The organism is Chryseobacterium sp. PMSZPI, from assembly GCF_002835665.1.
In the GTDB taxonomy this organism is placed as follows: Bacteria; Bacteroidota; Bacteroidia; order Flavobacteriales; family Weeksellaceae; genus Chryseobacterium.
This window is the reverse complement of sequence record NZ_PIZV01000051.1, coordinates 24,707-44,733: the sequence shown is the minus strand read 5'-3', so window position 1 is coordinate 44,733 and position 20,027 is coordinate 24,707. Positions and strand designations below refer to the sequence as shown.

General features: G+C 34.0%; 13 protein-coding genes and 1 tRNA gene. 6 read left to right on the top strand and 8 right to left on the bottom strand.

From position 1 onward, the window contains the following. Positions 1 to 176: 176 nt before the first annotated feature. Positions 177 to 1,457, bottom strand: coding sequence for an isocitrate lyase (aceA, locus tag CW752_RS09745; RefSeq protein ID WP_101239523.1), 1,281 nt, complete (start codon positions 1,455 to 1,457; stop codon positions 177 to 179). 123 nt (positions 1,458 to 1,580) lie between these two features. After that, positions 1,581 to 3,155, bottom strand: coding sequence for a malate synthase A (aceB, locus tag CW752_RS09740; RefSeq protein WP_101239522.1), 1,575 nt, complete (start codon positions 3,153 to 3,155; stop codon positions 1,581 to 1,583). 126 nt (positions 3,156 to 3,281) lie between these two features. Here aceB and CW752_RS09735 point away from each other — a divergent pair, with 126 nt between their 5' ends. From CW752_RS09735 to CW752_RS09725, 3 genes are all read left to right on the top strand, one after another. After that, positions 3,282 to 4,760, top strand: coding sequence for a helix-turn-helix domain-containing protein (locus CW752_RS09735; RefSeq protein WP_101239521.1), 1,479 nt, complete (start codon positions 3,282 to 3,284; stop codon positions 4,758 to 4,760). Positions 4,761 to 5,484: 724 nt separating this feature from the next. Then, a complete protein-coding gene (locus tag CW752_RS09730; RefSeq protein WP_101239520.1) occupies positions 5,485 to 6,138 on the top strand; it encodes a ComF family protein in 654 nt (217 codons plus the stop codon). A gap of 127 nt (positions 6,139 to 6,265) precedes the next feature. Beyond that, the gene (locus CW752_RS09725) at positions 6,266 to 6,952 is read left to right on the top strand and encodes an alpha/beta fold hydrolase (protein ID WP_101239519.1); all 687 of its coding nucleotides are present in this window, start codon (positions 6,266 to 6,268) and stop codon (positions 6,950 to 6,952) included. A gap of 1 nt (position 6,953) precedes the next feature. Here CW752_RS09725 and upp read toward each other — a convergent pair whose 3' ends face one another. Then, positions 6,954 to 7,604: a uracil phosphoribosyltransferase gene (gene upp, locus CW752_RS09720; protein WP_101239518.1), complete on the bottom strand. Its 651-nt coding sequence runs from the start codon at positions 7,602 to 7,604 to the stop codon at positions 6,954 to 6,956. Positions 7,605 to 7,751: 147 nt separating this feature from the next. Here upp and CW752_RS09715 point away from each other — a divergent pair, with 147 nt between their 5' ends. Next, positions 7,752 to 11,669, top strand: coding sequence for a Pls/PosA family non-ribosomal peptide synthetase (locus CW752_RS09715; RefSeq protein WP_228401703.1), 3,918 nt, complete (start codon positions 7,752 to 7,754; stop codon positions 11,667 to 11,669). Between the two features lie 170 nt (positions 11,670 to 11,839). Then, positions 11,840 to 12,322 carry a GNAT family N-acetyltransferase gene (locus tag CW752_RS09710; protein ID WP_101239516.1) on the top strand — a complete coding sequence of 161 codons (483 nt, stop codon included), beginning with the start codon at positions 11,840 to 11,842 and terminating at the stop codon, positions 12,320 to 12,322. Between the two features lie 140 nt (positions 12,323 to 12,462). Here the strand turns inward: CW752_RS09710 and der are convergent, their stop codons facing one another. Then, positions 12,463 to 13,773, bottom strand: a complete 1,311-nt coding sequence (gene der / locus CW752_RS09705; protein WP_101239515.1) for a ribosome biogenesis GTPase Der — start codon at positions 13,771 to 13,773, stop codon at positions 12,463 to 12,465. Between the two features lie 262 nt (positions 13,774 to 14,035). On the opposite strand from der, the gene CW752_RS09700 reads away from it, so the two are divergent. Next, a tRNA-Gln gene (locus tag CW752_RS09700) sits at positions 14,036 to 14,106 on the top strand. A 156-nt stretch (positions 14,107 to 14,262) separates the two neighbouring features. On the opposite strand, the gene CW752_RS09695 is transcribed toward CW752_RS09700, so the two are convergent. From CW752_RS09695 to CW752_RS09675, 4 genes are all read right to left on the bottom strand, one after another. Next, entirely contained in the window at positions 14,263 to 14,565 is a 303-nt protein-coding gene (locus tag CW752_RS09695; protein WP_101239514.1) for a hypothetical protein, read from the bottom strand. Positions 14,566 to 15,349: 784 nt separating this feature from the next. Beyond that, complete coding sequence (locus CW752_RS09685) at positions 15,350 to 15,787, bottom strand: hypothetical protein (RefSeq protein ID WP_101239512.1); 438 nt, start codon at positions 15,785 to 15,787, stop codon at positions 15,350 to 15,352. Positions 15,788 to 16,052: 265 nt separating this feature from the next. Beyond that, entirely contained in the window at positions 16,053 to 16,469 is a 417-nt protein-coding gene (locus CW752_RS09680; RefSeq protein ID WP_101239511.1) for a hypothetical protein, read from the bottom strand. Continuing rightward, complete coding sequence (locus CW752_RS09675) at positions 16,470 to 20,021, bottom strand: DUF6443 domain-containing protein (protein WP_228401701.1); 3,552 nt, start codon at positions 20,019 to 20,021, stop codon at positions 16,470 to 16,472. Positions 20,022 to 20,027 lie beyond the last annotated feature (6 nt).

The window sequence follows — 20,027 nt, the reverse complement described above, 5'->3', positions numbered from 1 at the left end:
ATTCATAAAACAATATATTTTATTAATATTCTATCAGTTACAATCATGAATACTGTACAGGCAATTTACGTATTAATTTATATTATTTTGCATAAAAGTTTTATTATAAAATTGTAAACAAAAAAACCTTCCCAAGAATGAGAAGGTTATGCATCAAAAAATATGGAAAAAAATGACTAATGAAACTGTGCAGTTTCCGTAGAGTCTTTCATTGCTACTGTTGCTGAAGAGCCATTGGTAACAATATTCTGTATTTCATCAAAATATCCTGTTCCTACAAAAGACTGATGTTTTACGGCTCTGAAACCTTTTTGCTGCAAAGCAAATTCACGCTCCTGTAATTCTGAATATCCTGCCATTCCTCTTTCCTTATAAGCTAAAGCCAATTCAAACATTGCTGTGTTCAAAGCATGGAATCCTGCCAATGTAATAAACTGGAATTTATATCCCATTTTAGCCAGTTCTTCACGGAAAGTAGACATCTCTTCAACACTTAACCTTGCCGCCCAGTTGAAAGAAGGGGAACAATTGTAAGCCAACATTTTTCCCGGAAATTTCGCATGAATTCCTTCAGCAAATTTTCTGGCTTGTTCCAAATCAGGATTTGAAGTTTCCATCCAGATTAAATCTGCATAAGGAGCATAGGACAATCCTCTGTCTATTCCTTGCTCTACTCCATTCTTCACAACATAAAACCCTTCGGAAGTTCTTTCTCCCGTCACGAATTTTTTATCTCTATCATCAATATCTGATGTTAATAAATCTGCTGCATCGGCATCCGTCCTTGCAATAATAAGACTAGGAACCCCCAATACATCCGCAGCCAGACGTGCTGCAATTAATTTATTGACAGCTTCCTGTGTTGGAACCAATACTTTACCTCCTAAGTGTCCGCATTTTTTCGCAGAAGAAAGCTGATCTTCAAAGTGAACACCGGCTGCACCAGCCTCAATCATTTGCTTCATCAGTTCGAAAGCATTCAGGTTTCCACCAAAACCTGCTTCTGCATCAGCGATGATAGGAACAAGATATTCTTTATCTCCGGTTCCGTTTACAGATTGGATCTGATCAGCTCTCAACAACGCATTATTAATTTTCTTCACTACAGAAGGCACTGAATTCGCAGGATACAAAGATTGATCAGGATACATTTCTCCGGATAAGTTGGCATCAGCTGCCACTTGCCAGCCTGAAAGATAAATCGCTTCCAATCCTGCATCGACTTCTTGTACAGCCTGATTGCCGGTAAGAGCTCCAAGTCCTGCTACATAATCCTGGTTATTCAATTTATTCCAGAATTTTTTAGACATTTCTGTAGCAATAGTGTAGTCAATTGTATAAGAACCACGAAGTTTTAATACTTCTTCAGCTGTATATGGTCTTTTTATTCCGTTCCAACGTGGGTTTGTCAGCCAATCTTGTTCTATAGCCTGGATTTGTTCTTGCTTTGTTTTCATAATATTTGGATTTTGTTTAATTAGATTTGAAAGTGATTTTGTTGCCAGATGCTGATTCTATTACTGTTAATTGATGATCTGGTTTTCAACCAGCAGGTATAAAACCAGCTACCAACATTTTTATTAGATAAAAGGATATGCTTTTAAGGTTAAAAATTCTTCAAAGTTCTCTGAGAAAATTAATTCATTGAAAAGCTCTTTAGCCAAATTGAATTTCCCGGCTTTAAAACGTGCTTCCCCCACATAGCTTTCAATATTGTCCATTTCTTCAGTTTCCCACTGCAAAACCATATTGCGGGTTAACGTTCTGCCATCATTTAAAATCGCTTCATTTTTCAGCCATTGCCAAATCTGAGTTCTTGAAATTTCCGCAGTTGCGGCATCTTCCATCAAATTATAAATAGCTGCAGCTCCTACTCCCATCAACCAACTTTCAAGATAAAGGATTCCTACATTGATATTTTTTCTAATGCCTTTCTCCGTAATTCCTCCTTTAGGAATTTCCAGCAGGTCACTTTCTTTGATATGGTATTCAAATTTTTTGTCAATCTGATTTTTCAAAAGCATATGCTCGTCAAAAATATCCTTAGCTACAGCCACCAATGCAGGATGAGCTACCCAAGTTCCGTCGTGGCCATTTTTCACTTCTCTTTCTTTATCTGTTCTTACTTTTTCGAAAGCTATATTATTGGCTTCATCATCATTTTTCACCGGAATTTGTGCGGCCATCCCTCCCATGGCATGAACATTTCTTTTGTGGCAGCCTTCAATTACTCTTTTTGAATAAGCACTCATAAAAGGAGAAGTCATGGTCACCTGATCTCTATCCGGAACAATAAATTCCGACAGATTTCTGAATTTTTTGATATAGGAAAAAATATAGTCCCATCTGCCACAATTCAATCCTGAGCTATGGTCTTTTAATTCATATAAAATTTCATCGATCTGAAATGATGCTGTAATGGTTTCTATTAAAACAGTCGCTTTGATGGTTCCCTGAGAAATTCCCAGATAATTTTGAGCAAAAACAAAAACGTCATTCCACCAACGAGCTTCTTTATAATGTTCCAGTTTCGGCAGATAGAAATAAGGACCACTACCTTTTTCTAAAAGATTTTTTGCATTTCTGAAAAAATAAATTCCAAAATCTGTTAACGATCCGGAAGCTTCCTCTCCATCGATTTCAATATGTTTTTCCTGAAGGTGCAATCCACGGGGACGGACTAATAAAACAGCTGTTTTTTCATTAAGCTGGTAAGTCTTTCCTTGTTCATTAACAAAATCAATGGTTCTGTTCACTGCATCAGAAAGATTAATCTGTCCATCTATACAGTTTTCCCAAGTCGGCGAGCTGCTGTCTTCGAAATCTGCCATAAATGTTTTGGCACCGGAATTCAAAGCATTGATGATCATTTTACGATCAACAGGTCCTGTAATTTCCACCCTTCTGTCTAATAAATCTTCGGGTAACGGAGCACAGACCCAATTTCCATTTCTCACTTCTTCAGTTTCTTGTAAAAACTTCGGAAGAATACCCTGATCAAATTCCCGTTGCGTTTTTTTTCTCTCTTCTAAAAGCGCTAGTCTTTTACGATTAAAATTCTGATGAAGAGCAACTAAAAAATCGGTCAAATCAGGAGTAAAAACATCTTCAAACTGCTTCTGTGCTTTTATTTTCCATTGAGTCTTAGTTTCCATAACATATTGATTTTGTGATTTGATGTTACAAACATAAACAAAAATTTTCACAATTAGCGAACGTTCGCTAATTTTATTAAAAAATTATTATGCGAATAATCGCATCTAATTATTTATATTTGAGTAATGAATTCAGAAAGCGACTTTATCAAAACAGTTTTCGGGTTAAAACTGAAACAACAGAGACAAAAGAAAAATTGGTCTTTACAGGACCTTGCCATAAAAACCGGACTTTCAAAATCTTATCTTAATGAAATTGAAAATGGCAAGAAATATCCAAAGCACGACAAAATCATCCAGCTTTCAGAAGCCCTGAGTTGTACTTTTGATGAACTTGTTTCCACAAAATTGGATAAAAGTCTCGCTCCGTTCAACGAAATTCTACAATCGGATTTTTTCAAAGAGGTTCCTTTGGAATTATTTGGGATCAATAAAAACAACCTTATCAGTATTATCAGTGATGCTCCTAAAAAAGTAACTGCTTTCATTAATGCTTTGATAGAAATTTCTCAAAATTATAATCTTGGAAAAGAAAGGTTTTACTTTGCCGTCTTACGATCTTTTCAAGAATTATATGATAATTATTTTCCTGAAATAGAGGAAAAGGTAAGGGAGTTTCTCCATGAAAACCAACTTCAGATTAATAAGGATTTAAAATCCGATGTCCTGGCCAATATTTTAGCAGAAAAATTCTCCTACAAGATACAATCCGAAGATTTTGAAAAGTATGGAACATTAGACAATCTTCGTTCGCTTTTTATTCCGGAGAAAAAATTATTACTTCTGAATAAGAAACTAGAAAAAGATCAGAAAACTTTCATTTTAGCCAAAGAAATAGGATTTAATGTCTTAGATCTGAAAATCCGCCCTAATACTTATTCATGGCTGGATTTTGGAAGTTTTGAAGAGATTCTGAATAATTTTTATGCTTCCTATTTTGCCGGAGCATTATTAATATCCAAAGAATCTGCCATTGAAAAGGTCTCTGATTTTTTTCTTCAAAATACATGGAAACCCAAAAGCTTTGAGGATCTTATTGATAGTTTCACTCATTCTCCTGAGACCTTTTATTATCGCCTGACCAACATCCTTTCTGCCGAAATGGGAATTAAAGATTTATTCTATTTATGTCTGGTTAAAAAGAAGAATTCGGATAAAATTCAGATTCTAAAAGAACTTCACCTCAACCATCAACAAGCTCCACACGCCAATGCTACCAATGAACATTATTGCCGAAGATGGATTGCTGTTAAAAACCTTCATTATTTAAAAGAAAATGAAACCCTGACCGATGCCCAGATTTCTCATTATAAAGATCAGGGTATTAGCTATCTGGTTATTTCAACATCTCAAAAAAACCCTTTTTCAGACGGGAGCAACAGAAGTTATTGTCTGGGAATATTGCTGAATACACAAACCATCAAAAAAATCAGTTTTATAAAATCACCATCATTAGAAACCATCAATGTTGGGGTTACTTGTGAATCTTGTAGTATTGCCGATTGCGAAGTAAGACAAGCCTCTCCTGTAAGATTGGAAAAAGAACATTTTAATCTCAGTATGAAAAATTCCATCGAAAAGATCAGAAAGGAGTTTGAGAAGTAGTGTTTGAGTATGAGAGTATGAGAGTATTAGAGTATTAGAGTGTGAAAATATACAAAACTAAGAGCTTGTTGAAATTTCTAAATTTGATTTTTTATAGCGTTCAAATCTTGATCACATTCTTTACAAATGGCCTTGCACTAAAAAGAATACTAAAATCTTAAAGAAATCAAAGATTTCTATTATTCTCGCAGATACCACAGATTGAGCAGATTTTTGAGAAACTATTGGATCAAACCTTATAGGTTTTTACTATGCATAAGTTTTAAAAACTATAAAGTTCAGTCCGGCTATGAAATCTGCGTAATCAGCAAAATCTGCAAGAGAAAAAACTTTCACAAACATCTGTGAAATTCGTGTATTCTGTGGGAAATTCCTTTAACCACGAACCAAAGATTCGATGAAGCTGGAAGAAACCTAAGGATTGATAATCAAGTATTCATTTTTTAAAATTTTAAGAATTTTATTTCATAAATCAATTTGTCATTTTTTATTACGAATAAATTTTACCATTAAGATTTTTAAGGTTTTTAGAATATTAAGCTTGAGCTCCGCTTTAAGACACTTTGCTTATAAAAATCTTTGATTTTTTTCTTAATTAAACTCAATAACTTAATTCATCTTAATGGTTCAAATAAATTTTTAATAAAATTTAATCACAGGCTCTAAGAGTCATAATCAGCAGCATTGTTTGAAAACTATTTCATACCTTAGTAAAAACACACCCATGATGCTAGACTTGCTTTTTCCCAATCGTTGCCTACACTGCAACAAAATTATCGAACCCGATTTACTGGTATGTAACCTGTGTTTTAGTCAAATTCATTTTACTCATTACGATTATTTCACTAATAACCCTATTAAAGAAAAATGCAGATTAGCCTTTCCTGTGGAGAATACCTATGCTTTGCTACAGTTCGAGAAAGAAAGTTTAAGCAGAAAAATTATTCACGAGCTCAAATACAGAGGTAGAGAAAAAACGGGAAGAGTACTTGCAGAATGGATTACCGACCGTTTAGATTTTAAAGATCAAAAGCCTGATCTTATGGTAAGTGTTCCATTGCATCCAAAGAAATTAAGAGAAAGAGGATACAACCAGCTTCATGTATTTACGGAAACACTGTCAGCATATTACGGAATCCCATTTGATCATGAATTAATTAAAAGAAACAATTACTCAAAAGCACAGGCTTTAAAAGATAAACAACACCGGCTTGAATCCGACAAAACATTCTCTCTCAACAAATCCGTTAGCGGAAAGCATATTCTTTTGATTGATGATGTTTTCACAACTGGGAATACGGTCTCATCAATTGCCTGGGAAATTTTAAAAACGGGAAATAACAAAGTGAGTATACTGGTAATGGCTATGGATTTATAAAGGGTTCAAGGTTTAAAAGTTTAAGGTTTAAGGTTCAAGGTTTAAAGTTTGTTGTTCGGTTGCCATCTTCGTCCTTTCATCATCCGATTCTTTTTCTTAATTTTTAAAAAAAACAAAATCACAACGTATGCCCAATCTGATCTTATTACATGGAGCTTTAGGTCACCCCGATATATTTAATCCTTACACCGAAAAATTATCTCAATATTTTACTATTCATACGCTTTCTTTTTCGGGACATGGCAATAACGATCTTCCTACGGATGGGATTAGTATAGAAAAATATACTCAGGAATTATCAGACTATTGTAAAAATAATACCCTTACGGATGTATCCATTTTTGGACATAGTATGGGTGGTTATGTTGCACTTTGTTATGCCATGAAAGAACCAGAAAAGGTAAATTCCATTATAACATTGGGCACCAAATTCGACTGGACGGAAGAACAAGCCCTAAAGGAAAGCAAAATGCTGAATCCGGAAGTCATTCTTGAAAAAGTTCCACAATATGCTAAAACATTAGAAACTCAGCATGGTTTAAAATGGAAACAGCTTCTTCCTGCCATTGCCTATTTAATGATTGATTTAGGAAAAAATCCACCATTGAAAAATAATCTGGCTTCCATTAATACTTCTATACAAATCATGGTAGGAGATAAAGATAATATGGTAACAATTGAAGAGAGTCTGGAAGTCTATAGAAACCTTCCAAACGCAAAATTGGCCGTACTCCCGGATACAAAACATCCTATGGACAAAGTACGACCTAATTTATTATTGGATTTAATAAAAGATTTCTGGAATCTTTCTTAAATTAACGTTGAAGTTTTTCTCCGTAGCTTAAATCTCCGGCATCTCCAAGCCCCGGAGTAATATACCCTTTTGATGTCAATTGCTCATCAATTGCACCCACCCAAATTTGGGCATCAGGATATGCATTCTGAACTGTTTCCACACCTTGTCTTGAAGCAATTGCAGCAACAATGTGAAGCTGTGTTGGTGTTCCGTTGGTTAACAAATCTTTGATTGCTTCAATTAAAGAAGCTCCGGTTGCCAGCATTGGATCTGCAACGATCAATGGCCTTCCTTCAATATTAGGACAAGTCAGATAATCTTGTTTGATTGAGAAGTAGTCGTTGGCATCATGCTTTCTGTACGCTGCTACAAAACCACAATCTGCTCTGTCCAGATAGTTCAGAATCCCTTCAAATAATGGAACTCCGGCTCTTAGAATCGTAGTAATAACCGGCTGTACTGCAATTTCTTTACTTTTTATAGTATCTAAAGGAGTTTGGATAATGACTTCTCTATGCTCTAAACCTTTACTGATTTCAAAGGCCGCAATTTCCCCGATTCTTTCCATATTTCTTCGGAATCTCATCCGATCGTGCTGAACTTCAACGTTTCGAAGTTCATTAATCCATTCATTAACAAGAGAAAAATGTTGCGATAAAATAGTAAGCATGAAGATCTTAAATTTTTAATGACAGTGAGTCTAATTATTTTCTGCAAAATTACAACTAAAAAATGAGATTGAAGATTGAACATGAGTAGAAAAAAAGTATATTTATACAATTTTCCCAACACGTATTATACACTAATTTTTTAAATGATGAAAAGCCTTATTTTAGGAAAAATCAACCCAGAGCTTATAAAAGACGAAACTCTACCCCAGCTACTGGTTCCCACTTTTGAAAAATATAAAGACAAAACAGCCTTTATATTTAAAGATAAAAAAATAACTTACTCCGAGCTCGACAGTTGGAGTAACGCCATTGCACTACAATTACAAAATGAAGGTGTGCAGCCCGGCGACCGGGTGGGTGTATGGCACACCAGAAGTCTGGAACTCCCGGTTGCCATACTTGGAATTCTAAAAGCAGGAGCTGCTTATATCCCATTGGATCGCGAAATGCCGGAAGACAGGATAAAGAAAGTATTCACCGACATTAATGTTAAAACCTATTTTTCTGACACCGATGCACACATCCACTGCTCTCCTTTGGAAATTGCACCACAACCCCAAAATACCATACCTCCTCTTTATGTAAAAAATACGCCTGATGACTGGGCTTACGTATTATTTACTTCAGGAAGTACGGGAAACCCTAAGGGTATTCCTATTTCTCATCGAAATATTTGTCATTTAATTCGCTCCGAACAGGACTTTATAGAAATAAGAGATACGGACATTGTATATCAAGGCTTTTCTGTTTCTTTTGACATGTGGTGTGAAGAAGTCTGGATTAGTCTTTTTGCCGGAGCAACTATATGGATTGCCGATGCCACCACAGTGAAAGCGATTGATGAACTCAGCAATGTTTTAACGGAAAATAAAATCACCGTCCTTCATGCCGTTCCCAGTATTTTAGCAATTATTGACGAGGTCCCGTCAATCAGATTTATCAATACAGGAGGAGAAGCTTGTACTAAACAAGTGCAGGAAAAATGGGCAAAGCCATATAGAATATTTATCAACAGTTATGGTCCTACGGAAACTACAGTTTCTTCTAACATGGCCAAATTAAATAATGAAGATGAACTTACCATTGGTCCCCCTCTTCCTAATTATCATATCGCCATCGTTGATGAAAACATGAACATTCTTCCGAGAGGAGAACGTGGAGAAATGATTATTTCCGGCCCGGGAGTAAGTAATGGATATTTTAATCTTCCAGAGCTCACTGAGCAAAAATTTTTAAAGAATCCTTTTTCGGAGATGCCCGGCCAAACTATTTATAAAACCGGAGATGCCGTTATCATACGGGAGAACGGATTTATTGATTTCCAAGGAAGAATTGATGACCAAATTAAGCTAAGGGGATATAGAATTGAACTCGGTGAAATAGAAACCCGCCTTAACCAGCTTCAGGATGTTTCCTCAGCAGCCGTAGCTGTAAAAGAAGACTCTAACGGGCAAGGACAGCTTGTGGGGTATGCTGTAATGAATAACGATTCTTCATTTGATGAAAATGAAATGAGGAAAGAACTGGCAAAATTTCTGGCTCCTTACATGGTTCCTATTTCTATTGTACAAATGAAAGAAATGCCAAGGATGCCTAGTGGAAAGATTGACAGAAAACGACTTCCTGTTCCGGAAAGTTTTACGGTACACGAAAAAAATGATGATATAAAGATTGATTCCAGTGCTCCTATCGAGGAAAAACTACTTCAAACATTGAAATGGGTATTCCCGGGAAAAGACATCAATCTAAGCCAGGATTTCTTTACAGACCTGGGAGGACATTCCCTATTGGCAGCTACTCTTGTTTCACACTTACGCCAAAAGGCAGGAATTCCGACGGCTTCATTGAAAGAAATTTATGAAAACCGTCCTTTATCTGCTTATTCGGAATGCCTTAAAAATAAACAGAATCAGGAGACCTCACATCAGGAACCATTCCACAAGGTTTCCACTTTACAGTATATTGTCTGTAATATTGCTCAGACCATAAGTTTATTGGTGGTATTTGCATTACTGAGTATCCAGATTTTTTTCCCTTATTTAAGTTATTATTATTTTCAGCTTAACGGATATGGAATTCACTATGCTTTATTAAGTGCGATCTTACTCTATACACTTATTCCTCCGGTATATTCATTAATCATTGTCCTCACCAAATGGCTTGTTATAGGAAAAATAAAAGAGGGAGATTATCCACTTTGGGGTTGGTATTATTTCAGATGGTGGTTATGGAAAACTATTAAAAGATTGATGCCCTCCGAATTTATTGTAGAAACACCTTTATATCCGAAATATCTGAAACTGCTTGGAGTAAAAGTACACCCAAGTGCTCAATTAAGCTTACTGCCTATCGCAGCAGAAGATCTTGTTACGATTGATGAAAATGTAAATACCAGCTCAGGCTGCAGTATTGACAATGCTTCTGTTGAAAATGGTCTTTTAAAAATCAGAAAAGTACATATTAAAGCTCATGCTTATCTGGGATCGTCTGTAATTGTATGTGGAGATACGATTATTGAAGAATTTGGAGAACTTCAGGATCTAAGTTGTCTTAATGAAGGGAAAAAAATTGGATTTGGAGAAGTCTGGAATGGAAGCCCGGCAGAAAAAGTAAGCGTAAAAACAGGTGATGATATTATTCCTCCACAGCTTTCTTCTCCCAAGAAAAGAAACAAATTTGCATTATTATATGCATGTTCTTTGTTTTTCTTCCCACTTATTATTGTTTTACCTTTAGCACCCACTCTTTATACATTGTATTATCTGGACGACCGCTCATCAGATTATAATTTTTATTATTTGTGGCAGGCACCTATCCTTTCTACAATTTATATTTTACTATTCATTGCTGTAGTGAGTATCCTGACAAGGATCTTACAATACAATATGAAACCCGGAATTTATTCTGTTTACAGTTTTACTTATTATAGGAAATGGATCAAAGATCAAATCTTCAATCTGTCACTCATTATTGTTCATCCGCTTTTTGCTTCCATCTATATCAGTAAATTTTATAGAATGATGGGTGCCAAGGTGGGGAAAAATTCAGAGATTTCGACAGCCAGCGATGTATCCCATCATTTATTGGAAATTGGCGAAGGCTCATTTATTGCTGATGCTGTTATTCTTGGAGAACATGATGTAAGGAATGAAAAATTAATTCTATCCAAAACAACCATAGGAAATAACAGTTTCGTAGGAAACAGCGGGCTTATTCCACAAGGATACGAGTTGAAAGACGACATGCTCATCGGCGTATTAAGTAAAGCTCCATCTGAAGAACAACTGAAGCATTCATCTGAAAGAGACTGGTTCGGTTCTCCTCCTATAGGTTTGCCATCCAGACAGAAATCGGATATATTTCAAGATAACCTTACTTATAATCCTCCGTTTCGTCTTAAGTTGGCAAGAGCTATTGTAGAAGGAATCAGGATCATTCTCCCTCAGACTGTAATCATTATTTGCAGTGTTTTGTTCATTGCTTATACGAGTACTTATTTAGAAGGAAGAATTGCTTATCTTCTATTGCTGGCACCATTCTATTATTTGGGAATTGTTGCCCTTCCTTCCTTTTTCTTCACTGTATTACTAAAGTGGTTACTTATAGGAAAATACAAAAAAACAGAAATGCCAATGTACAGCTTAAAAGTTTGGTTAAGCGAAGGAATTACTACCATTTATGAAGCACTTCCTGTACAATTTTTCTTAGATTTTCTTCGCGGAACCTTCTGGCTACCTTTCTTTATGCGTTTTCTCGGAGTAAAAATCGGAAAAAAAGTATGGTTGAATACAACCGATATTACGGAATTTGACATGGTATCCATAGGAGACGAATCGATATTGAATGAAGATTGCGGACCTCAGACTCACCTTTTTGAAGACAGAATCATGAAAGTAGGAGGAGTAAAAATAGGAAGTCAAACAACTATTAATTCAAGGACTATTATTTTATATGATAGTGAAATTGGGAATAATGTCAATATTGACGCTCTCTCCCTTGTCATGAAAGGTGAAGTTCTTTCGGATAATACTTCCTGGTATGGAAGCCCGTTAAGAGGAAAATAAGAAAGGAAGCGAGGGCTGGAAGATGAAGTTACTATCCTACAGAAAATAAAATGAGATTATATAAAAGAAATTTTACAATTAAATAATAATAGTTTGTAAAAAAATATAACTATTTTTTCAAACAATGATAACTTCCAGCTTCCAATCTATTAATTAAAAAAAACATCAATATGAATTATTCCATCAAAAAAATAAAAATCGCAGATAACCTCCCTATCGTTGATGAACTGGTAGGGGAACTTCATGTTTCCGAAAAAGAAATGAATGATAAAACTGCAGACTGGAACCTCATCCGGGATAATTATCTTCGCTTTATGGCAGAATGTGAAGAAGAGAATGACGGAACATTTCTCGTTGCTGAAATTGATGGAAAGGCCATTGGTTTTCTATTTGGGTATATTGATGAAAAGGATGACAGCAATTTCGAGCTTGGAGAGAAAGATGACCTTTATGTTTCCGAAGGATATGTCAAAAAAGAATATAGAAAACAAGGGATTTATTCTGCACTCAATAAAGCATTTGAGAACTCCTATACCAACTATAAAATTCGAAAAATTTACCGTTATACCCTTTGCAATAATGAGACCATGCAACGTTGGCTTGCTTCACAAGGTTATCGACCCGTAAGGCTGGTATATGAAAAGTGGCTATGATGGGAAAATTAGAAGCCCGAAGTGGGAAACTGGAAGTATCTATTCAACAATAAAGATATTGCAGTCATTTGTTTGAAAGTTATTTTAAAATAAAAAATCTGGTAAATTTCTTACCAGATTTTTTGATGAACATTGTTCTTTTATTTTTGTCTGAAATATACTTCAATTGGAACTCCGGTAAATCCGAATTCTTTTCTCAACTGATTTTCAGTAAATCTCTTATAAGGTTCTTTCACATATTGTGGAAGGTTACAGAAGAATACGAATTGTGGTGACGGCGTAGGAAGCTGAACGCAATATTTAATTTTAATATATTTTCCTTTATTTGCCGGCGGAGGTGTTTGTTCGAAAATCGGAAGCATCACTTCATTCAGTTTTGAAGTTTTGATCTTTTTCTTACGATCCTCATATACCTCCATTGCAACTTCTACCGCTTTCAGGATTCTTTGTTTCGTTAAAGCCGAAACGAATAGAATGGGCACATCGTGGAACTGACCGATCTTATCCTTAATTGATTTTTCGAAATCACGCATTGTATTGGTCTGCTTGTCTTCGATCAAATCCCATTTATTAACAAGAATCACGATTCCTTTTCTGTTTTTCTGTGCTAATCCGAAAATATTCATATCCTGAGATTCCCATCCTTGTGTAGCATCTACCATGATGATCACCACGTCAGAATATTCAATAGAACGGATAGATCTCATTACGGAATAAAATTCCAGATCTTCGTTTACTTTAGACTTTCTTCTCATTCCGGCAGTATCCACCAATACAAATTCATGCCCGAATTTGTTATATAAAGTCTGAATACTGTCTCTGGTAGTTCCTGCAATATCTGTAACGATATTTCTTTCTACGTCAAGCAAAGCATTTGTCATTGTAGATTTTCCTACGTTAGGACGACCTGCAATTGTAATTTTAGGCAATCCTTCGAAAGGATCTTTATATTCTGTTGTGGGGAAGTCTTTTACAATATCATCCAAAAGATCTCCTGTTCCCGATCCTGTAGCTGAAGAAAGTGTATAATATTTATCGATTCCTAGTTGATAGAATTCCGTTGCCGGAAGCTCTTCTTTTGCAGAATCTACTTTATTGATGACAATATAAATCGGTTTATTGGATCTTCTTAAAAGTCTGTAGATTTCGTAGTCTGTATCTGTAAGTCCTTCTTCCACATTCATCATAAAAATAATGGAAGTTGCTTCGTCTACTGCCAACTGTACCTGCTTACGGATTTCTTCTTCAAAGATATCATCTGTACCTACATCATATCCTCCGGTATCAATTACCGTAAAGTCTACTCCATTCCAGTCAGATTTTCCGTAATGACGGTCTCTGGTTACACCGGCTGTAGAATCTACAATAGCCTCTCTTCTCTCTAATAAACGGTTAAAAAGCGTGGATTTTCCAACGTTGGGGCGCCCAACGATTGCGACAATATTTGACATAAAAAAATGTTTAATAATCCTTTTGCTATGCTCAGGACAAGTTTATTAATGGGTTACTCCAACTTTTGGAGCCCAATTTTTTTGCAAAGATAAGGTTTTATTATTTAGTATTAAAAATTGCCTTTATTTTGAAAATTTTTCTTTAAAAATAATTATTTGGATATCAACAGATAAGCCTATTTCCGCGCAATTATGTTTATATTTTTTCAATTTTGATTTTTGTATTTCAAATAATTTCTATAATTTCGCGGCATAGAAACAGAGACTCATGGTGTAGCGGTAACACTACTGATTTTGGTTCAGTCATCTGGGGTTCGAATCCCTGTGAGTCTACAAACCATCCTTTTTTAAGGATGGTTTTTGTTTTTTACTTTCAATAAAATTCCAGTTTTTTTACTTCTGATATAGACTTTGCTTAGCTTTTCATCTTCAATGTATTAATTATTTTCAGTTCAAACACTGTCACTTCCATACACTATTTCAAAATTTTTAGTTATAAGAATCAATCATAAAGAATTCATCAATGAATTCCTCATTGTCATCAAGATATAGAGTATAAGAGCCAACTCGTTTACTTTCTTTATTTTCAATATCTAAGTCTATTTTATAAGTATTATTCAAATGGCTTAATTTATTATATAAAACGTAATCAATAGATTTCTCAATAAAACATAAACTGTTCATATCGTACAACTTTTTAATTTCAATATCTACATCACTCTCTTTTAAAATTTCTTGAATATGATCCAATGCATATTTAAAAAGGCTTGTACTATCTATTTTATTTATCATTATAAGTATCTTAATACATTGTTTTTTAATTTCTATATTGCTCAGTCTAGTTGTTACTTTTTCGACATCCTTTCAAAAAGAACAGGACACCATATCAATAAAAGTTGGTACAAAAAAACCATTATCGGTATAACTTTTTCAAAAAGAACCGTCTTGATATATTGATAATTCACTTTAAGATTATTATTATTTTTTAATACCTGGCTATTCTCCATACTAACCAATCCTTTCATTATATTCAATACCACTATTGAGAAGGAAAACATTAATAATATAAGAAGTAATCGATTGGGAATGCTACTATAGATCGTATTGAGAGAAAACAGCACAATTAAGTTAAGCAACAAGATAATGATATATAGAGGCTTCACAGAAATTGTTTTATTGTATTTCATATAGATGATGAAAAATACGGCTCCGAAAAACAATGTGTGTAATGATTTAATGATGAAATCCATTTTTAATTTTTTTATTGGTTTGGATTTTAGTTTCCACAACTCGAACTTTACACAATTCTTTATGCACTTATCATTTTCAAATTTAATTTAAATTGGTAAAACCATAAGTTCGACAACAGTATAGAAATACATAGACAAAAATAAAATCTAATTTCTACCAATTGCTAACAAAGTTGAAAATATCTTTTCATTTCTTAATATAATGATAATAAAACAGATTGCTTTGATAAAGCAATCTGTTTTTACCTCAAGACATTTAGTAACATCCACTAATGTTGATCTACATTTTTACTTAAGTACTTTATTCAACTCAATATAAAAGTACATTATCCAAAGAAAAGCTCATCTTCGAATGTATAATTAATTAGTTTTTTTGAATCTAAAAACCAAACATAAGTATCTTGCGGGAGCTCAAAAAAAAGATGAAACAATTCTATAAAATTTTCAAATCTGATCATATATCCATAATTTAATGCTCCATCACCTACTATAATAACCTCTTCATCTATTAAATTTGGATAGTCTTTTAAAATTTCTTTAAAAAAAATATTGATTTGTTCTCTTCTATTTCCTTCCGTACTTTTTACATCTAAAGAAAGGATATTATCTTTTTTTGTCCAATCAACACCGCTATACCCAAAAGGATAATGGTTTTCCATTTCATCTATATAACGATCTGTATCTTCTTCAATAGCAATGGTATTATTTTCAAATTCTTTTTTTAAAATATTTGTAATTTCTATATCAAATTCTGTTGCTTCCATATCTTATTTTAAAATTTTCAGTTATTTGAATCAATTGTAAAAAATTCATTGATGAAATTCTTATTCTCAATATCTAATTCTACTTTATAAGTGTTAGTCAAATAATGAAATTTACTGTATAAAACGAGACTATAGATTTTTCGATAAAGCATAAATTGTTATTATCTCATCTTGTTAATCAAGCCAAATATCAATATTGTTCATCCCCACTGAAGCAATAAAATGATTACTTTTCATTCCAAAGGTGACTATTCTAAATTTATCTTTATTTAATAATTATTTTTGCTGGTGTTACAAATTTCAAGATTTCAATCATGATTGGCCATGAAAATTTTTCTAATTGTAATTTAACTTTTTTATCCTGAAAATAAATATCTATATAAGCTTCTGGATGATTTATATTTTTAATATTAGCGGGTAAATCTATTTTCGAAATTTCGAATAAGCTAATATATAAAAGACTTTTATTATCATTAACAATGAGATTTTTAGTTGTGAATAACCACCAATAATCATAATTATAAAAGCATATTAATTCTTTCTCATCATATTCTAAATTGATTTTACTTGAAATAACTTGCTGTTTTAAGATATCAATAGTTTTCCATAATTTTGTTTTATCTAGCATAAGTTTACTTCTTCTAAACTTGGCTTCAATAAAATTTGGTTTAATATTTTTCATTTATTTAACAGATTGAATTAAACGAATAGAAGATTCACTTATCTTTTCATATGAAAACCCTAGTTTTTGTGCTAATTTAGGATTAAATAATTTAGTATTTACTATAGCTGTTCCTTCAATAACTAGTTTTTGCGCTCCAGCACTTTTTGCCTCATTATTCATCGTTTTAAGTAATGCAGATAAACTACTAGTTTTATCTGATGAAATTAGAGTTGATATGGATTTTGTATATGTTCCACTATTAGAAAGAGAGTTAACTGAATACATATAATATTGTTCACCAGCATACATTCCATCTGTTAACTTCTCAAAACTTTTTAAATTTCCATGTTTCACCTGTAATCCTATCATAGCCAATTGAACAATCTTAATAGCTTTTTGTTCTTCTGGCTCCTGATAATCTGCCCATGTCTCTAAAGCAGCCCAACCTGCGGATGCGAATAAATTACTTCCTCCCATCCCAAAGGTAATAATACCTTGGGAAAGATTTCTCTCAAATTTTTCAGTTGCAAGGGCGGCTTTACTACTTCTTATCGCCGCAGCTAATCTATCCTGCGATGCATAATAGGCATTTAAATTGTAAATTCCCATAAAGGAAAGGGAAGATGATGATGCTTTTGGTGTTAATACAATTGCATCTATCTCAATAGGATTCTCTATCGTAAATCCTCTTGTCGGTGGATCCTGGCCTATCATTCCCGTTGGATCGTTAAACCTGATAGGATTTCCATAAACATATGAATAAGGAGTATAAGCAAATTGTAATTCACTCAAAGGATCTGACACTCCCCATCTTCCCAGATCAGCCATATAGAATCTTGCTCCATAATCATACATCCCGGCCAACCCTTGGTATTCTTTACCATTGTATTCATACAGATAAGCTGGATTTTTACTCAGATATCCGGAATGTTTTAATCCGAATGGATAATAATTACTTTCCCCAAGGATTTCAATAGTTAAACTTCCTGGTTTCCTTGTATAGCTTAATCTGATATTTCCTAAATGATCAGTATAATGATAAACATAAATTCCTCGCTCAAAGTCATAATATCCTTCCGAAGTAGGTACAAATTTCAAAGAGCCATTGACATACTGAAAATCATCCAGATAATCTGTTTCTGTAGTTTTATTTCCAAAAACAACCCATTCTGTCTTCTTTACTTTAGCTCCTTCAGCTGTATAAAGATATTTAGCATAATCATATCCTTCTCCATCAAAAAAGTTAGGTAAATTTAAAAAATTATAATCAATTCTGGATCTTCCTTTATCCTTCATTTCGGTAATGTTTCCATTTCCATCGTAAAGAATTTTGTGTCCCTGTACATAATATCCTGAAGGGTTATCCGGAGCGCCATCAGCTACTGTAACCTGTTCAAGCCTATTACTCCAATGTGAACTTTCATAATTATATTTGAGATTATCGATCAATTCAGCAGTAACTCCTATAGAAGGTCTGGTATACCTTTTAAGCGTATTGATATTTCCATTTAAGTCATAGCTTAGCTCTTCATTAAAATAACCATTTTGTTCTACTGTCGCGCCTGGTTCAGAATATCCCCCTTTTAATAATCTATTTTGTCCGTCGTATTGATAATTATATCTTTTAAGAACTCCATCCTGAGAGGTTTTCCAATCTATTTCTGCAATATTCCCATTATATTTCCCAAAAGATGTATTTACAGGATTTTGATATTTTAAAGCAAAACCAAACAATTTTCCGTTCAGATTAACAGGATCATTGATTTTGGTCATCCAACCTCTGATATTATAGGCATAGTTGATACTCTGAATATTGTTTCCGACCTTTTTATTGGTAAGCTGAGAAAGCTCATTATAAGTATTTTGAACCAAAATCTCAACAGGATTATTGTCCACTTGATGCTTATGAGCGAGCAACCTATTTTGGTGATCATAATCAAAAGTTTCTTTGATTATTTTTTCCGTATCAGAATCTGTTCTTTTATGTTTTGTAACAGACATCTGTAAAGCGCCTGCAAAATCAAGTTGAGATTCTATTCTGGTATATCCTCCTAAATGATTGATAGAATAAGTTCCAATAACTCTTCCTTTTTTATCATAGTAGTTATAGCTTTTGGTCCAATGATCATCTTCTATATTTTTAATATAGGAAGCTAAAGTAACTCCTTTAGTACTTAATGACGTTCCTGGCCCTGCTTGTGGAAGAATATCCTGACCTAAAATTTGTCCCGGAACAACCGGAGCTCCCTGTGGATAAGTGTCATAATAGTGAACAGATAATATAGTCGGAGTGGCTCCTGCAAAATAATTTTCTGTATAATAGACTGCCATTCCACTTCTGGTAAATCCTGTAGTATTTCTACTTTCAGTAATTACAGAATCTTTTATTTCATTCTGTCTGCTGTTTCTTGTCCCTCCTGTTACTATTCCTTTATAAACAGACCTTCCATACTGATCATATTTGGTAACAATCCATTGATTCTTTAATTTCAGATTGGTATCCTGAGTTAGAATCAGTCGATCAGCTTTATCATACACCATATATTCCCAGCCTTTTCCAGGAATCTTTTTTTCCACCAGACGATTTTTTTTATCATAGCGATATTGATAACATAAATTATCCAAAACCGATTGATCTAGTGATGGGGCAACTGAAGCCAGTGGGGAAATAACAAATGCAAGCTGATCATATTCATTATAAACATAATAAAGATCTGAATTTTCGGAAGTATTAGCCATTCTTCTCTGCAATACAAGTTGGCCCCGACCATTTTTAAATTCAATCACCTTATTTCCATCTTCGTCGGTAACCGTATTTTTATACAATTGTGCAGCACCATAACTTCCAGAAAGACTAACCGACGATAAAGTAGCTTCATCCGCCCATGTAGTAGAAGTCACATACTTCTTCACTTCTCCGGAAACATTAGTATTGTAATTAAACTGTACAGGTTTTCCGGCCCAATCATTTCCTACCTGTACTTGTTGTTCAATCCTTTCTAGTGGTGATTTTTCCAATATACTTTCTGAAAATATCTTTTCTCCACCATAGATGGATGAAGCATTTCCTAGTGGTGAGGCATATATAGCTCCATTTTCTGACCCTGCCTGTGGAACGGGAAGATAATTTTTAGTCTGTCTTCCCAATTGATCGTATTCAAAATAAGTCACAATATCTTTTCCTTGGGGAGAAGCTTTTACATTAACCACTTGCTTAGGTCTTCCCAATCCGTCAAAATATTGGATATCATAGAACTGCTTTGCAGAAGAGCTACTGGTATTGGTTGCTTCTAAATAAGTACGTGTCGCAATATAGTTTTCCATGATTGTCCCCGAGCCACTATAATCAGGATGAATCACTGGATTATTATTGTTTGTATCTCCAATATAAGCCCTAAAAGTATTGATAATAGAGGAACTAGCACTAAAGCCCGGAGCTAAAGTAATGCTATTTGGATCAGATACTTCTTGGTTTTGTTGAGCTACAGGAGTATTTAATACAATTTGAGATTGAAATAAGGTCGTTCCCATTATTAATAGTGCCCCTGTTACATATATAAGTTTTTTCATCACTAA

What these genes read in the sequence shown, in the direction of transcription:
- aceA (WP_101239523.1), bottom strand. Translation starts at nt 1,457, where the DNA reads ATGAAAACAAAGCAAGAACAAATCCAGGCTATAGAACAAGATTGGCTG.
- aceB (WP_101239522.1), bottom strand. Translation starts at nt 3,155, where the DNA reads ATGGAAACTAAGACTCAATGGAAAATAAAAGCACAGAAGCAGTTTGAA.
- CW752_RS09735 (WP_101239521.1), top strand. Translation starts at nt 3,282, where the DNA reads ATGAATTCAGAAAGCGACTTTATCAAAACAGTTTTCGGGTTAAAACTG.
- CW752_RS09730 (WP_101239520.1), top strand. Translation starts at nt 5,485, where the DNA reads ATGATGCTAGACTTGCTTTTTCCCAATCGTTGCCTACACTGCAACAAA.
- CW752_RS09725 (WP_101239519.1), top strand. Translation starts at nt 6,266, where the DNA reads ATGCCCAATCTGATCTTATTACATGGAGCTTTAGGTCACCCCGATATA.
- upp (WP_101239518.1), bottom strand. Translation starts at nt 7,604, where the DNA reads ATGCTTACTATTTTATCGCAACATTTTTCTCTTGTTAATGAATGGATT.
- CW752_RS09715 (WP_228401703.1), top strand. Translation starts at nt 7,752, where the DNA reads ATGAAAAGCCTTATTTTAGGAAAAATCAACCCAGAGCTTATAAAAGAC.
- CW752_RS09710 (WP_101239516.1), top strand. Translation starts at nt 11,840, where the DNA reads ATGAATTATTCCATCAAAAAAATAAAAATCGCAGATAACCTCCCTATC.
- der (WP_101239515.1), bottom strand. Translation starts at nt 13,773, where the DNA reads ATGTCAAATATTGTCGCAATCGTTGGGCGCCCCAACGTTGGAAAATCC.
- CW752_RS09695 (WP_101239514.1), bottom strand. Translation starts at nt 14,565, where the DNA reads ATGATAAATAAAATAGATAGTACAAGCCTTTTTAAATATGCATTGGAT.
- CW752_RS09685 (WP_101239512.1), bottom strand. Translation starts at nt 15,787, where the DNA reads ATGGAAGCAACAGAATTTGATATAGAAATTACAAATATTTTAAAAAAA.
- CW752_RS09680 (WP_101239511.1), bottom strand. Translation starts at nt 16,469, where the DNA reads ATGAAAAATATTAAACCAAATTTTATTGAAGCCAAGTTTAGAAGAAGT.
- CW752_RS09675 (WP_228401701.1), bottom strand. Translation starts at nt 20,021, where the DNA reads ATGAAAAAACTTATATATGTAACAGGGGCACTATTAATAATGGGAACG.